This is a genomic window from Nocardioides sp. SYSU D00038, assembly GCF_016924665.1.
Lineage (GTDB): Bacteria > Actinomycetota > Actinomycetes > Propionibacteriales > Nocardioidaceae > Nocardioides.
This window is the reverse complement of record NZ_JAFFJT010000007.1, coordinates 280,617-293,977: the sequence shown is the minus strand read 5'-3', so window position 1 is coordinate 293,977 and position 13,361 is coordinate 280,617. Positions and strand designations below refer to the sequence as shown.

The 13,361-nt window shown below is 73.6% G+C and carries 14 protein-coding genes; 8 read left to right on the top strand and 6 right to left on the bottom strand.

The window, feature by feature from the left end; translation table 11 throughout:
* Positions 1–2: 2 nt before the first annotated feature.
* Both JT721_RS03630 and JT721_RS03625 read right to left on the bottom strand, forming a co-directional pair.
* On the bottom strand, positions 3–887 hold the full coding sequence (locus tag JT721_RS03630; protein WP_307827865.1) for an AraC family transcriptional regulator: 885 nt from the start codon (positions 885–887) through the stop codon (positions 3–5).
* 76 nt (positions 888–963) lie between these two features.
* On the bottom strand, positions 964–2,007 hold the full coding sequence (locus JT721_RS03625) for a serine hydrolase domain-containing protein (RefSeq protein WP_205471531.1): 1,044 nt from the start codon (positions 2,005–2,007) through the stop codon (positions 964–966).
* Positions 2,008–2,044: 37 nt separating this feature from the next.
* Here JT721_RS03625 and hemQ point away from each other — a divergent pair, with 37 nt between their 5' ends.
* From hemQ to JT721_RS03610, 3 genes are read left to right on the top strand one after another with little or no spacing between them, the layout of a single operon-like run.
* Entirely contained in the window at positions 2,045–2,752 is a 708-nt protein-coding gene (gene hemQ, locus JT721_RS03620; protein ID WP_205471530.1) for a hydrogen peroxide-dependent heme synthase, read from the top strand.
* A gap of 1 nt (position 2,753) precedes the next feature.
* Entirely contained in the window at positions 2,754–3,431 is a 678-nt protein-coding gene (locus JT721_RS03615; protein WP_205471529.1) for a hypothetical protein, read from the top strand.
* A 36-nt stretch (positions 3,432–3,467) separates the two neighbouring features.
* Complete coding sequence (locus JT721_RS03610; protein ID WP_205471528.1) at positions 3,468–4,112, top strand: hypothetical protein; 645 nt, start codon at positions 3,468–3,470, stop codon at positions 4,110–4,112.
* Between the two features lie 260 nt (positions 4,113–4,372).
* Here the strand turns inward: JT721_RS03610 and JT721_RS03605 are convergent, their stop codons facing one another.
* A complete protein-coding gene (locus tag JT721_RS03605) occupies positions 4,373–5,737 on the bottom strand; it encodes an FAD-binding oxidoreductase (protein WP_205471527.1) in 1,365 nt (454 codons plus the stop codon).
* 16 nt (positions 5,738–5,753) lie between these two features.
* On the bottom strand, positions 5,754–6,092 hold the full coding sequence (locus JT721_RS03600) for a Rid family hydrolase (RefSeq protein WP_205471526.1): 339 nt from the start codon (positions 6,090–6,092) through the stop codon (positions 5,754–5,756).
* Positions 6,093–6,228: 136 nt separating this feature from the next.
* Between JT721_RS03600 and JT721_RS03595 the strand changes: the two genes are divergently transcribed.
* A complete protein-coding gene (locus tag JT721_RS03595; protein WP_205471525.1) occupies positions 6,229–7,356 on the top strand; it encodes a helix-turn-helix transcriptional regulator in 1,128 nt (375 codons plus the stop codon).
* 109 nt (positions 7,357–7,465) lie between these two features.
* Here JT721_RS03595 and msrB read toward each other — a convergent pair whose 3' ends face one another.
* Positions 7,466–7,870, bottom strand: coding sequence for a peptide-methionine (R)-S-oxide reductase MsrB (msrB, locus tag JT721_RS03590; RefSeq protein ID WP_205471524.1), 405 nt, complete (start codon positions 7,868–7,870; stop codon positions 7,466–7,468).
* A gap of 106 nt (positions 7,871–7,976) precedes the next feature.
* Here msrB and JT721_RS03585 point away from each other — a divergent pair, with 106 nt between their 5' ends.
* From JT721_RS03585 to JT721_RS03575, 3 genes are read left to right on the top strand one after another with little or no spacing between them, the layout of a single operon-like run.
* Positions 7,977–9,050 carry a ferredoxin reductase gene (locus JT721_RS03585; protein WP_205471523.1) on the top strand — a complete coding sequence of 358 codons (1,074 nt, stop codon included), beginning with the start codon at positions 7,977–7,979 and terminating at the stop codon, positions 9,048–9,050.
* Between the two features lie 48 nt (positions 9,051–9,098).
* A complete protein-coding gene (locus JT721_RS03580) occupies positions 9,099–10,316 on the top strand; it encodes a fatty acid desaturase (protein ID WP_205471522.1) in 1,218 nt (405 codons plus the stop codon).
* Positions 10,313–10,666, top strand: coding sequence for a hypothetical protein (locus JT721_RS03575; RefSeq protein ID WP_205471521.1), 354 nt, complete (start codon positions 10,313–10,315; stop codon positions 10,664–10,666). Before JT721_RS03580 ends, JT721_RS03575 begins: the two co-directional genes overlap by 4 nt.
* Before the next feature lie 4 nt (positions 10,667–10,670).
* Here JT721_RS03575 and JT721_RS03570 read toward each other — a convergent pair whose 3' ends face one another.
* On the bottom strand, positions 10,671–11,960 hold the full coding sequence (locus JT721_RS03570) for a GNAT family N-acetyltransferase (RefSeq protein ID WP_205471520.1): 1,290 nt from the start codon (positions 11,958–11,960) through the stop codon (positions 10,671–10,673).
* A 63-nt stretch (positions 11,961–12,023) separates the two neighbouring features.
* Here JT721_RS03570 and JT721_RS03565 point away from each other — a divergent pair, with 63 nt between their 5' ends.
* Complete coding sequence (locus JT721_RS03565) at positions 12,024–13,106, top strand: DNA polymerase domain-containing protein (RefSeq protein WP_205471519.1); 1,083 nt, start codon at positions 12,024–12,026, stop codon at positions 13,104–13,106.
* Positions 13,107–13,361: the final 255 nt, after the last annotated feature.

Genomic DNA, 13,361 nt, shown 5'->3' with positions numbered 1-13,361 from the left:
CCTCAGGCCGGCTCGACCGGCATCCACAGCTCGCAGGTGGCCCGGGTCCAGTCGTCGTCGAACTCCAGCACCGACAGGAGCTCGGGGCCCGGCACCAGCCGGTAGGGGTTCGACGGGAACCAGTCGGTCGCGGTGGCGGCCCACATCTGCTGCAGCGCCTCGGGGTGCGGCCCCTCCGAGCGGAACACCACCCAGGTGTGCGCCGGCACCTCGATCACGTCGAAGCCGTCCGGGGCGGGGCGGCTGGTGGCGACCCCGTGCAGGTAGGTGAGCATCGCGCCCTCGGCCCGGTCGGCGGGGTCGTCGGGGTCGAGGTCGTCGGTCACCGCGAGCACACCGACCGGCTCCTGGTCCGACAGCTCCTTGAGCAGGAGCGTCTCCTCCACCGGCACCGAGGCGACGTGCTCGGCGATGTGGGGGTTGACGCCGGAGTGGATCAGCGGCACGCGGGCGGCGCGGCCGACGAGGGTGAACGCGGGCTTCTCGACGATGCGGGCATCCATGGGGGTGCTCCCTTCCACGGTCAGGCGGAACCTGATCCGTTGCTGTGTGCGGAGAGGACCGCCGTCGCGCCGCACGTCGCCGGGCGGGGCGCCGTGGACGGCGCGGAACGCCCGCCCGAACGCCTCGCTCGAGCCGTAGCCGTGGCGCACCGCGATGGTGAGCAGGTCGTCCTGCCCGGCCACCACCGCACCGGCCGCCACGGTCATCCGACGGCGCCGGACGTACTCCGTCAGGCCGATGCCGGCGAGGGCCGCGAACATCCGGCGCAGGTGGTGCTCGGTCGTGGCCAGCTCGCGGGCGAGCGCGGCCACGTCAAGGTCACCCGCCTCGGTGGTGAGGTGGTCCTCGACGGCGTCGACGACCCGGTTGAGCTCGGTGATCACGGTGGTCCTCCTCCCTGTCGCGACCACCCTGCCGAGGCCGGGCGGGGCGCCGCCCGATCGTCGCGGGCCGCTGCGGTCAGCCGCCGGTGAGCGCGTCCCAGACCGCGTCCGCCCCCTGGGCGCCGAGGCCGCGGCTGACGTAGCCGACAGCGTGGTCGCCGACGAACGACCACCAGCCCGCGCAGCCGCCGGCGCCGCCCATGCCGAGGTCCTCGTCGTCGACCTGGAAGCCCAGGGTCCACCGCACCTCGCGGTCGAGCACCCGGTCGTGACCGACCACCTGCGCCGAGACGTACGCCGCGTGCAGGTCGGGGCCCAGCAGCGCGGCGACCGCCCCGCCCGGGCGGGTCACGTCGTCGTAGAAGAGGGCCAGCCCGCGGGCCGAGGCGTGCATCGAGATCGCCGCCATGCTGGTGCGCCGCCAGCGCGGGGAGTTGAGCTCGGCGGGGTCGAGGACGCCGGGCGGGCGGCCCAGGGCCGGGGCCCACCGCTCGTCGGAGAGGTACGTCGCCGGCCAGTCGCCCAGCGCCACCACGTCGGCCACCCGGGTCAGGTCGGCCTCGGGCACCCGCAGGTGCAGGTCCCAGCCGTGCTCGGCGGCGATCCGGCCGAAGCGGTCGGCGAGGTCGTCGCCCGTGGCCGCGCGCACCAGCCGGTCGCACAGGGTGCCGTAGGTCAGCGCGTGCTCCCCGATGCCCTCCCCGGGAGGGTGGTCCGGGGTGGCGCCCGCCAGCAGGTCGGCGAGCGCGTCCTGGTCGTCGTAGGCCAGGTCGGCGGCGGCCTCGGGGAAGCACGGCAGCCCGGCCTGGTGGCTGAGCACGTGGCGCACCGTGGTGGCCTCCTTGCCGTGCGTGGCGTACTCGGGCCACAGCTCCGCCACCCGCTGGTCGAGCCCGAGCGCGCCCTCGGCGACCGCGGTGAGCACGGTCAGCGCCGCGAAGGGCTTGGCCACCGAGTAGGCCATCACCAGGGTGTCGCCGGCCCATGGGGTGGTGCCGTCGGTGGTGCCGACCAGCACCTCGAGCTCGATCCGGCCGTCACGGACCACGCAGGCGGCGCCGCCCGGCTCGGCGCCGGCCGCCTCCAGGTCGCGCAGCGCTTGCTCCACGGGATGTGCCACCTGCCGATCCTCGCGCACCGGGCGGCACAATGGGGGCATGAGCGAGCAGAAGTCCAACGCCGCCCGGGTCCGCGAGATCAACGACGCCATCCGCTACACGATGTGGTCGGTGTTCCGCCTCGCCGACGTGCTCGGTGACGCCGACCGCGCCGCCGAGGGGGCCGAGGTGGAGAAGCTGTTCGCCGAGCTCGCCGAGGCCGACGTCGTCGTGCGCGGCGTCTACGACGTCAGCGGCCTGCGCGCCGACGCCGACGTGATGGTGTGGTGGCACGCCACCACCTCGGAGGAGCTCCAGCTCGCCTACCACCGGTTCCGCCGCACGGCGTTCGGCCGCCGCCTCGAGCCGGTGTGGTCGCAGCTGGCGCTGCACCGGCCGGCGGAGTTCAACAAGAGCCACGTCCCCGCGTTCCTCAACGACGAGGCGCCCAAGGCGCACGTCTGCGTCTACCCCTTCGTGCGCTCCTACGACTGGTACCTCCTCGAGGAGTCCGAGCGCCGCCGGATGCTCGCCGAGCACGGCAAGATGGCCCGCGACTACGCCGACGTGCGCGCCAACACCGTCGCGTCGTTCGCGCTGGGCGACTACGAGTGGATGCTGGCCTTCGAGGCCGACGAGCTGCACCGGATCGTCGACCTGATGCGCCACCTACGAGCCTCCGACGCACGGCGGCACGTCCGCGAGGAGGTGCCGTTCTACACCGGCTCGCTGGTGCCGGTGGCCGACCTCGTCGACCGGCTGCCCTGACGTGAGGGCCGCCCTGCTGGTCGCCGCGCTGGCGCTGGTCGCCGCGGGCTGCGGGGACGACGACACCGGTCGCGACGGCGGGCCCGATGCAGGTCCGGCGACCTCGCTCGAGCGGCCGACGGCGATCCCGGCGGCCGACGGGCCGGTGACGACCGGGTTGGTGACGGTGCTCGACGACGGTGGCGGTGCCGAGCTGTGCCTGGGCCCGGTCGCGCTCAGCCACCCGCCGCAGTGCTCCGGCACCCCGCTGGTGGGCTGGGACTGGGCCGAGCACCCGGAGGGCGTCGAGACGGCGGGGCGGACGCGGTGGGCCGAGTTCGCGGTCACCGGCACCTTCGACGGCACCGCACTGACCCCCACCGAGGTGGTCCCCGCCGCGCTCCACGACCCGCCGGCCCCCTCCGCCACGCCGTCCACGCCGTCCACGCCTTCCCCGCCGTGCGCGGCGTCGGGGCAGGCCGACTGCGACCCCACGCCGGCGGAGCTCGACGACGAGCGGGTGGCCCAGCTCCAGCAGGAGGCCTCCGACGTGCCCGGCTTCCTCGGCTCCATGGTCGTCGGCGGCGTGGTCACGGTGGACGTCGTCCACGACGACGGCACCCTCCAGGCCTGGGCCGACCAAGAGTGGGGCGAGGGCACCGTCGTGGTGGTCTCCGCGCTCCGGCCGGTGGCGGGCTGACGGAACCCACTCGTGGCGTCCGGCGTCCGACCCAGCATGAGGTCCGCCGTCGCGCTCGCGTCCCTGCTGCTCGTGCTCACCGCCTGCACCGACGACGACGGCGGTGACGTCGCCGCCGACCCGGCGGGCTCGGGCGGCTCTGGAGGCTCTCCGGCCGCGCTGGAGGTGCCGGTGCCCGACGGCCCGGTGCGCACGGCCCGGCTCGTGACCGTGATGGACACCGGCACCCCCGAGCTCTGCCTCGGCGCGGTGGCGGAGTCGTACCCGCCGCAGTGCGGCGGCCCGGCGATCACCAACTGGGACTGGGCGACCCACGGCCAGGAGGCGTTCGAGCAGCAGGGCGACGTGCGTTGGGGCGACTACGCCCTGACCGGCACCTGGGACGGCACGGCCTTCACGGTGACCGACGCCGTGCCCGCGGCCCTGCACAACCCGGTCAGCGAGGCGCCGTCGCCGACGCCGAGCCCCGCGACGTCGTACACCGACGACGAGCTCGCCACGATCGGCGAGGAGGTCGCCGCCCTGCCCGGCGTCGAGAGCGCCTACGGCGGGCAGGGCAGCGACGGCCACGTGCTGGCCGACGTCGTCTACGACGACGGAACGATCCAGGCCTTCGTCGACGCGGAGTACGGCGCGGGCGTGGTCGTCGTCAGCGCCGGGCTCCTCGACGCCACCGGCTAGCGGGGGCGGTCGGCCGGGCGGCGGTGCGTGAGCCTCCGTCTGCTGACCACCGATCGGGGCCTGCTCACCGCGGCCCGGGGTGGCTGCGGGCGGCGGTGCGTGAGCCTCCGTCTGCTGACCACCGATCGGGGCCTGCTCACCGCGGCCCGGGGTGGCTGCGGGGGAGCGGTGCGTCAGCCTCCGTTTGCTGACCACCGATCGGGGCCTGCTCACCGCGGCCCGGGCGGCCGGCCGGGCGGCGGTGCGTCAGCCTCGGTCGCTCACACCCGGTGGTTGGCCACCAGGGTGCGCTGCGGGTCCCACGACTCGCGCAGGTGGGCCAGCCGGGCCCAGTCCTCGGGGTCGAAGCCGGCGCTGGTGTCGACCCGCTTCTCGGCGAAGGTGAGCGCGACCGTGGGCAGCGACCACGGCGCGAGCGCGGTGAGCACCGCGGCGGCCGCCGCCTTGCCGGCCGTGGCGGCCTCCGGGAACGGCGCGACCGCCACGCACAGCAGCGCGTACTCGCCGACCACGTGGCTCATCGCCCCGCCGCGGCGGGTGGGCCGGGCGAACGCACCGCCGAGGTGGCGCAGCTCGGCGAACATCAGCGGCGACGACGTGCCGGGGCCGACCTCGGCGAGCAGCGCGTCGACCGCCTCGTCGGGCAGCGAGCCCAGCATCGCGTGGTCGCCGACGGCCGGGGTGGGGGCGGGCGGGTCCATGTGGACCTCCAGCATCGCGGCCGCCGGCACCCGGCCGAAGGTGTCCATCTCGGGCTGGAGCGCCCGCAGCGGGGCGAGCAGCTCGGCGGCCCGGTCGTCGTCCTCGAGGACCGCGCCGTCGATGACGACCAGCTGTCGACCGCTGAGGAACGGCGGCAGCTCGGGCAGCGGCGGGAAGCTCATCACCCGCAGCGACGTGGTGACCGACTCGGGCACCGCGCGGGTCCAGGCGGCCCACGCGCGCAGCACCTCGGGAGCACGCTCGCGGTCCCAGAGCAGCATGCCGCCGACCACGTCGGCGATCGGTAGCAGCTCGAGCTCGATCGCGACAACGACGCCGAGGTTGCCCCCGCCGCCGCGCAGCGCCCAGAGCAGGTCGGCGTTCTCGTTCTCGTCGGCGCGGACCAGGCGGCCGTCGGCGGTCACGACCTCGGCGGCGGTCAGGGTGCCGGAGGCGAGGCCCTCGCGGCGCCCGTAGAAGGAGAGGCCGCCGGAGAGCACGTAGCCGGCGACGGCGACGTCGGGTGCGCTGCCGTGGAGGGCGGTCAGGCCGTGCGGCGCGGCGGCGGCGACGACGTCGGCCCACAGGGTGCCACCGACGACCCGCGCGGTGCGCGCCCCGGCGTCGACGGTGACGCCGGTCAGCTCGTGGAGCCGGACCAGCACGACGTCGGTGAGGTCGTGGGTGCCGAGCGCGGCGGCGCCGTGGCCGGTGCTCTGCGGGGCGACCCGGAGGCCGGCGGCGGTGGCGGCGCGCACCAACGCGACGACCTCGTCGACGGTGCGCGGGACGGCGACGGCGGCCGGGCGCTGGTCGACGCTCACGTTCCACGGGGTGCGGGCGGCGTCGTAGCCGGGGTCGCCGGGCAGGTGCACCGCGCAGGCTCCGCGCAGGGTCTCGGCGGACGGGGTGGTGATGCTCATCTGGGTGACTTCCTTGTCAGGAGGGACGTGCGGACGGGGTCCCGAGAGGGTCGGCCACCTCGACCTGGAGGGCGAGGAGCATGCCGGGCACGCCGAGCTCGTGCCGGACCACGCTCACGTCGGGCGCGGCGCCCGTCGCCGCGAACCGCTCGCCGAGCACGTCGAGCACGCCGTCGGCGACGGCGGGGTCGATCGTGCACACCCGCACCGACACCAGGTCGGCCGGCGCGTGCCCCGTTCGGGCCAGCGCCGCCTCGACCCGGGCCAGGGCGAGTGCGAGCTGGGCGGCGGGGTCGTCCTCGTGGAGGAGTCGCCCCCGCTCGTCCAGCGGCCCGGTGAGCGGGTAGGTGGTCATGGCGGCAACCCTGACGGCTGCGGACCGGCGCCGCCATCCCTCGCGGCCCGGGACCTCCCGCCCGGGCTGCCTGGTGGTCTGGTCCACCCAGAACTCTGGGATGGGCCGTGACCGGCCGCGCCGGGAGACTGGGAGCATGCCCACCGCCCTGACCGCCGAGCGCGTGCGCGGCGACGTCGAGGTCGTGGCTCGGGCCGGACTCGACCTGGAGACCTTCCTCGAGGAGGCCACCGACTCGCTGCGCCGTGCGGTGCCCTGGGTCTCGGCGTGCCTCGCCACGCACGACCCGAGCACCCACATGCTCACCAGCGCCCGCAAGTACGGCCACCTGCGCGACAGCAACTCCCACGACCACGAGTTCGGGCTGATCGAGTACGGCACCGTGGAGCCGACGGCGTTCACCGAGATGGCGGTCGCCGAGCGACCCGCGGCCGGCGTACGCGACCTGCACGGCGACATCGGCCTGTCCGGGCGGATGAGCAACTTCATGGTGCCCCGCTTCGGGTTCGGCGACGAGGCGCGGCTGGTCTTCCGCGACAACGGCGTGGTGTGGGGCGCGATGGCGCTGTTCCGCGGCAGCGACGACTCGGCGTTCGAGTCCGAGGAGGTGGACTTCCTGGCGACGCTGTCGACGTCGTTCGCCCGGGGGGTCCGCACCGGCATGCTCGCCCGGCTCTCCACCACTCCGGCCGTGCCGCCCACCGGGCCCGCGGTGCTGATCATCGGCGCCGACGACCGGATCACCCAGATGTCCCTCGGCGCCGAGGCCCGCCTCGACGACCTGATGGGCGGCGACCACGTCGGCGACCGGATCGGTCCGGTCACCGCCCTGGTCGGGGCCGCCCGCCGCTACGCGCGCGGAGAGTCCCCCCGCCCGCCGCGCTCTCGGGTGCGCGGCGTCAGCGGCATGTGGCTCGTGCTGCACGCGTCTCCGCTCAGCGCCAGCGGCGACCGGGTCGGCGACGTCGTCGTCACCATCGAGGAGGCGCGCCCGCCGGAGATCGTCTCCCTCGTCGTCGCCGCCTTCGACCTCACGCCGCGCGAGCGTGACGTCACCCAGCTGGTCCTCCAGGGTGTCGACACCAAGGAGATCGCCGCCACCCTGCACCTGTCGACCTACACCGTCCAGGACCACCTCAAGTCGGTCTTCGACAAGGCCGACGTGCGCAGCCGCCGCGAGCTCGTCTCCCGCGTCTACTTCGACCAGTACGTCCCCCGGATGGGCAACGACCTCAGCCCCGGGGGCTGGTTCACCGCCTCCTGACCCACCGGTTCAAACCCGGTGAGACGACTGCCTTGGGTGGGCACGGGAGGGCTGTCGTCCTCCGAGGTAACGAGTGAAGGACTTCGTCCTTCGTCAACCAGCGGAAGCCTCAGGCGTGGTCGGCGGGCTCCAGCGTCAGGCTGATCGAGTTGATGCAGTAGCGGTCGCCGGTGGGGGTGCCGTAGCCGTCGGGGAAGACGTGGCCGAGGTGGGAGCCGCAGGAGGCGCAGCGGACCTCGACCCGCTTCATGCCGTGGGAGTTGTCCTCGATGTACTCGATGGTGTCGCTGATCGGCTGGTAGAACGACGGCCAGCCGCAGCCGGAGTGGAACTTGGTGTCGGACTCGAAGAGCTTGGCGTGGCACGCCTTGCAGGAGTAGACGCCCTTGGTCTCGGTGTCGGTGTACTCACCGGTGAACGCCCGCTCGGTGCCGGCCTGGCGGAGCACCTGGTACTCCTCGGGCGTGAGCTCCGCACGCCACTCCTCGTCGGTCTTCTCCACGTTGTAGGCCATGCCTCCAGCGTACTGACGCGGACCACCCCCAGGGACGGTTGCCAAGGTTGGGAGCACACGTGTCCACTGAGACGGCAGTGGGTACGGGTGGCCGGAAGGAGGCTCGATGGCATCGACGATCCCGTGGGAGCGGGTGCGCAGGGCGGGCGACAAGCTCACCACCCCCCTCCTCCCCGACGACTACCTCCGCCTGCTCAACCCCCTCTGGAGCTCGCGCGAGCTCCGCGGCCGGGTCGAGAAGGTGGTCCAGGAGACCGATGACGCCGCGACCCTGGTGATCAGACCGGGGTGGGGGTGGCGCTACGACCACCGCCCCGGGCAGTACGTCGGCATCGGCGTGCAGGTCGAGGGCAAGTTCCAGTGGCGGTCGTACTCGATCAGCTCCCCACCCGTGCGCAAGCGCCGCACCATCACCATCACCGTGCGCGCGATGCCCGAGGGGCTGCTCTCGGCCCACCTGGTCAACGGCCTCGAGCCGGGGACCATCGTGCGGCTGGCGCTGCCCGAGGGCGACTTCGTGCTGCCGGACCCGCCGCCCCAGCAGCTGCTGTTCCTGGTGGGCGGCAGCGGGATCACCCCGGTGATCGCGATGCTGCGCACCCTCGACCGGCGCGACACCATGCCCGACGTCGTCCTCCACTACTCCTCGCCCACGCCCGACCGGATGATCTTCCGCGAGGAGCTGGCCCGGCTGTCGGAGAAGCACGAACAGCTGATCTTCCACGAGCTGCACACCGACACCGACGGCATGCTCGACCTCGCCGACCTCGACCGGATCTGCCCCGACTGGCGCGAGCGCGACACCTACGCCTGCGGCCCCGGTCCGATGCTCGACGCGATCAGCGAGCACTACGAGCAGCACGACCTCGAGGACCGGCTGCACCTCGAGCGGTTCTCGCTCGAGCTCGGCGGGGAGGGCGGCGAGGGCGGCACGCTGACCTTCCGCAACTCCGGCAAGACCATCGAGGTCGACGGCGCCACCACCGTCCTCGAGGCCGGCGAGGAGGCCGGCATCGGCATGCCCTACGGCTGCCGGATGGGCATCTGCCACACCTGCACGCTGACGCTCGTCTCGGGCAAGGTGCGCGACCTGCGCAACGGCGACGAGTACGGCAACGCCAACGAGCCCGTGCAGACCTGCGTCACCGCAGCCGTGGGCGACTGCACGCTCGACATCTGACCAGCACGACCCGGCACCACACCCAGCACCCACCCAGGGAGAAGTCGCATGGCCATCAAGGACGTCCAGGAGTACATGCACCTGACCGACGACGAGGTGGAGCAGCTCGGTCGCGAGCTCGACGCCATCCGGCAGGAGATCGAGGAGTCGCGTGGCGAGAAGGACGCGGCGTACATCAACCGGCTGATCAGGATCCAGCGCGGTCTCGCGGCCGCCGGCCGGCTGACGCTGATGCTCGGCACCCAGCGCAAGGAGACCCGGGTGCCCGCGGTCGTCGCCGGCACGACGTTCCTGGCCCTCCACAAGATCCTCGAGAACATGGAGATCGGCCACAACGTCATGCACGGCCAGTGGGACTGGATGAACGACCCGGAGATCCACTCCTCCAACTGGGAGTGGGACACCGCCCAGCCGGCCGAGCAGTGGAAGCACAGCCACAACTACATCCACCACCAGTTCACCAACGTGCTCGGCTACGACAACGACATCGGCTACGGAATCCTCCGGATGGCCCGCGAGCAGAAGTGGCACCCCGCCAACCTCGGCCAGCCGGTCTACAACGCGCTGCTCGCGACGCTCTTCGAGTGGGGCGTGGCCCTCCACGACCTCGACATCGAGCGGATCCGCAAGGGCGAGAAGGACCCCAAGGAGATGAAGCGCCAGCTCAAGCAGATCTGGCGCAAGGGCCGCAACCAGGTCGTCAAGGACTACGTCGTCTACCCCGCCCTCGCCGGCCGGCAGTGGCGCACGGTGCTGACCGCCAACCTCGCGTCGAACGTCGTGCGCAACCTGTGGGCCTACGTCATCATCTTCTGCGGCCACTTCCCCGACGGCGCCCTCCACTTCACCGAGGAGGAGCTGGAGGACGAGACCCGCTCGGAGTGGTACCTGCGCCAGATCCTCGGCGCGGCCAACTTCAAGGGCGGCCCGCTGCTGCACGTCATGAGCGGGAACCTCGGCTTCCAGATCGAGCACCACCTCTTCCCCGACCTGCCGAGCAACCGATACGCGCAGATCTCCGAGCGGGTCCAGGAGCTGTGCCGCAAGTACGACATCCCCTACACCACCGGACCGCTGCACCAGCAGTACGGCCAGGCGCTGCGCACGATCATCAAGCTGTCGGTGCCCAACAGCTGGACCAGCAGCGACCAGCCCGAGCCGCCCACGCCGAGCCGTGAGCGCCGTCGCAAGTCCGACGCCGAGCGGCCGCCGCGCCGCCAGGAGCTGGGGGGCTGGTCGCGCAGCGCTGCGGGGGCGCGGGGATGATCGCCACCCGCACGCCGTTCGCCTGGGGCGAGGCCGACGCCGAGCAGGAGCTCGGCCCGCCCCTGCGCCGACAGGTGATCCAGTGCGCCCTCAGCCGGATCTGCGGCGTGTGCGCCGAGTCGCTGGGGCGCCCGATCGCCTTCCTCGGCACGCCCGAGGAGGCGGCTCGCAACGCCTTCCACTGCCCGCCGATGCACGTCACCTGCGCGGAGGACCTGCGCCGCCACGCCGGCGCCGACCCGCGGTGGGGGATCACCACGACCTCCGGCTTCGAGCTGGTGCGCCCGGGCAGGGACGACGCCGACCCCGACGTCCGGTTCGAGCCGAACTCCCTGCTCCAGGACCCGTGAGACCCTAGAACCCGGTCAGGCACCAGGGAGTCGGGCCGGTGTCGGCCATCGCTGCCCACGTGGCGAGCGCGTCGTCGGCGCCGGTCAGCCGGCCCGCCGCGGCGAGCACCGGCGTCCGCACGCCGCCGAGGTAGTGCGCCCCGAGGGTCTCGGCGGCCAGCGACACCGTCGCCGGCGCGTCCGTGGGCTCGACCCGGGCCTCGCCGCCGCGGGTGGTGACCCGCCAGTGGCCGCCGGCGTGGCCCAGCGGGTCGTCGACTCCGAGCACGACCTCGCCGTCGGCGCCCCAGTCCCGGCCCTCCAGGGCCGCGACCACGTCGAGCACCCGCACCCACAGCGCGTCGGAGACGCCCACGACCTTGACCGCGAACGGGTCGACCAGCGCCCAGGGCAGCGGGTCGTCCACGGGGGCGCGCCGCCACCGGACGCTGGCGACGAGGTCGACGTCGGCCAGGTGGCGCCACAGCGCGAGGTACGCCTCGGGGGTCACCGCGACCAGGTCGACGACCCGGACCTGCCGACCGCGGTCGTCGCGGCCCTCGGGCTTGTAGACCACGTGGCCGTCGGGCCGCCCGTCGGCGCCGAGGTGGACGGCGCACTGGAGCATCCGGTCCGGCCCGCCGTTCTCGAAGTCGTGGTCGCCGGTCAGCATCGGCTCGTAGAACTGCGGGCGGGCGATCGAGCCGCGCCCCCGGTCGTGGAAGGCGTCGAAGACCCCGCGCACCGTCGGCCACCCCTCGCGGGGGTCGACGATCACGGTCGTCCCGGGCGGCGTGCCGCGCAGCCGGAACCGGGTGCCGGTGTCGACCTCGACCTCACGAGCCTCGACCGCGAGCCCGAAGCCGAAGCGGCCGTAGATCGTGCCCTCCGAGACCGTGAGGGCCGCGAGCGGCAGCCCCGCGGCGGCCGCCTCGGCGAGGTCGGCGCTGATCAGCCGGCGCAGCAGGCCCCGCCGGCGGTGCGTGGCCGCCACCGTGACGTCGGTGATCATCCGCACCGGCAGCCGCCGCGCGCCGACGTTGAGGTCCTTGTCGAACGACGCGTACGTCGCCACCGGCACCGCGCCGCTCCCGAGGGCGGGCCGGGTCTCCCACGCGCCCCGCAGCAGCGCGTCGTCGGCGTGCAGGTGGGTGCGGTAGTGGCGGTGGAGGGCCTCGTCGCCGCGGCCCTGGTGGAAGCCGCGGCGTTGTGCGTCGATCCACCCGCCGACCCGTTCGTCGCCCGCGTCCGGGCCCGGGTCGCCCACCCGGAAGGTGGCGAACGTCAGGTCGGGGTGCGGGTCGGGCTGGGTCACGGTGTCCCAACCTACGCGGCTCGGGTGCCCCCGACGCAGGTCGGCCTGCGGTTAGGTTGGGGCATGGCCAAGACCACAGCCGCCGAGGTCGAGGCGGGCGGTCGCACCGTCCGCGTGTCCAGCCCCGACCGGGTGATCTACGAGGCGACCGAGCGCACCCCCGAGGTGACGAAGCTGATGGTGGCGCAGTACTTCGCCTCGGTCGAGGACGGCCTGATGCGGGCGCTGCGCGACCGGCCGACCGCCCTGGAGCGCTGGACGTCCGGGGTGCGCGAGGGCATGCGGCTGGCCACCGGCCCGGCCGACAAGGACGCCGACGCGTTCTACCAGAAGCGGGTGCCGAAGGGGGCGCCCGACTACCTCGAGACCGTCGGGATCACCTTCCCGTCCGGGCGCACCGCCGAGGAGATCTGCCCCACCGAGATCGCGGTGCCGGTCTGGTGCGCCCACATGGGCACGCTGACCTTCCACCCGTGGCCGGTGCGACGCACCGACGTCGACCGCCCCGACGAGCTGCGCATCGACCTCGACCCCCAGCCCGGCACGACGTTCGCCGACGCGGTGCGCGTCGCCGGCCTGGCCCGCGAGCTGCTCGAGGAGCTCGGCCTGAAGGGCTACCCCAAGACCAGCGGCAACCGCGGCGTGCACGTCTACGTGCGGATCGAGCCGCGCTGGGAGTTCGTCGACGTCCGGCACGCCGCGATCGGCTTCGGCCGGGCGCTGGCCGAGCGCGACCCCGGCGTCACCGTCGACTGGTGGAAGGAGGAGCGGGGTGAGCGGATCTTCGTCGACTACAACCAGAACAACCGTGATCGCACCATCGCCTCGGCGTACTCGCTGCGCCCGCTGCCCGGCGCCCCCGTCTCGACCCCGATGACCTGGGAAGAGCTCGCTAGCGTCACCGACCCCTCCGAGTACAACCTGTTCACCGTGCCCGACCGGGTCGCCGACGGCGACCCGTGGGCCGACATCGACGACACGGCGTACTCCCTCCAGCCGCTGCTGGACCTCTGGGAGGAGCAGGGCGCGGTCGAGCTCAACTACCCGCCCGACTACCCGAAGATGCCGGGGGAGCCGCCCAGGGTGCAGCCGAGCAAGAAGGTGGAGTCGCACTGGGACGCCGAGGGCAACCGGATCGCCGACTGACCTCGGGACGGAGAAGGTCCCCGCTCCGTGCGGAGCGGGGACCTCGTGTGAGAGGGCCCGGAGCACTGCTGGTGCGGTGCTCGTGCGGCCGTTCGTGGACAACCCCCCGGAAGTCCGCGGCGTGCCGCTCGGGTCTCTCACCGGAGATCGAGTCCGCGCTCCCCCCAGAGACGCGGCGTACTTCCCCCGGATGTGATCGGCGGCGTTGAGCACCCCCGACCACCTCCAGCAATGTAGGCAACTGCTACGTCACGC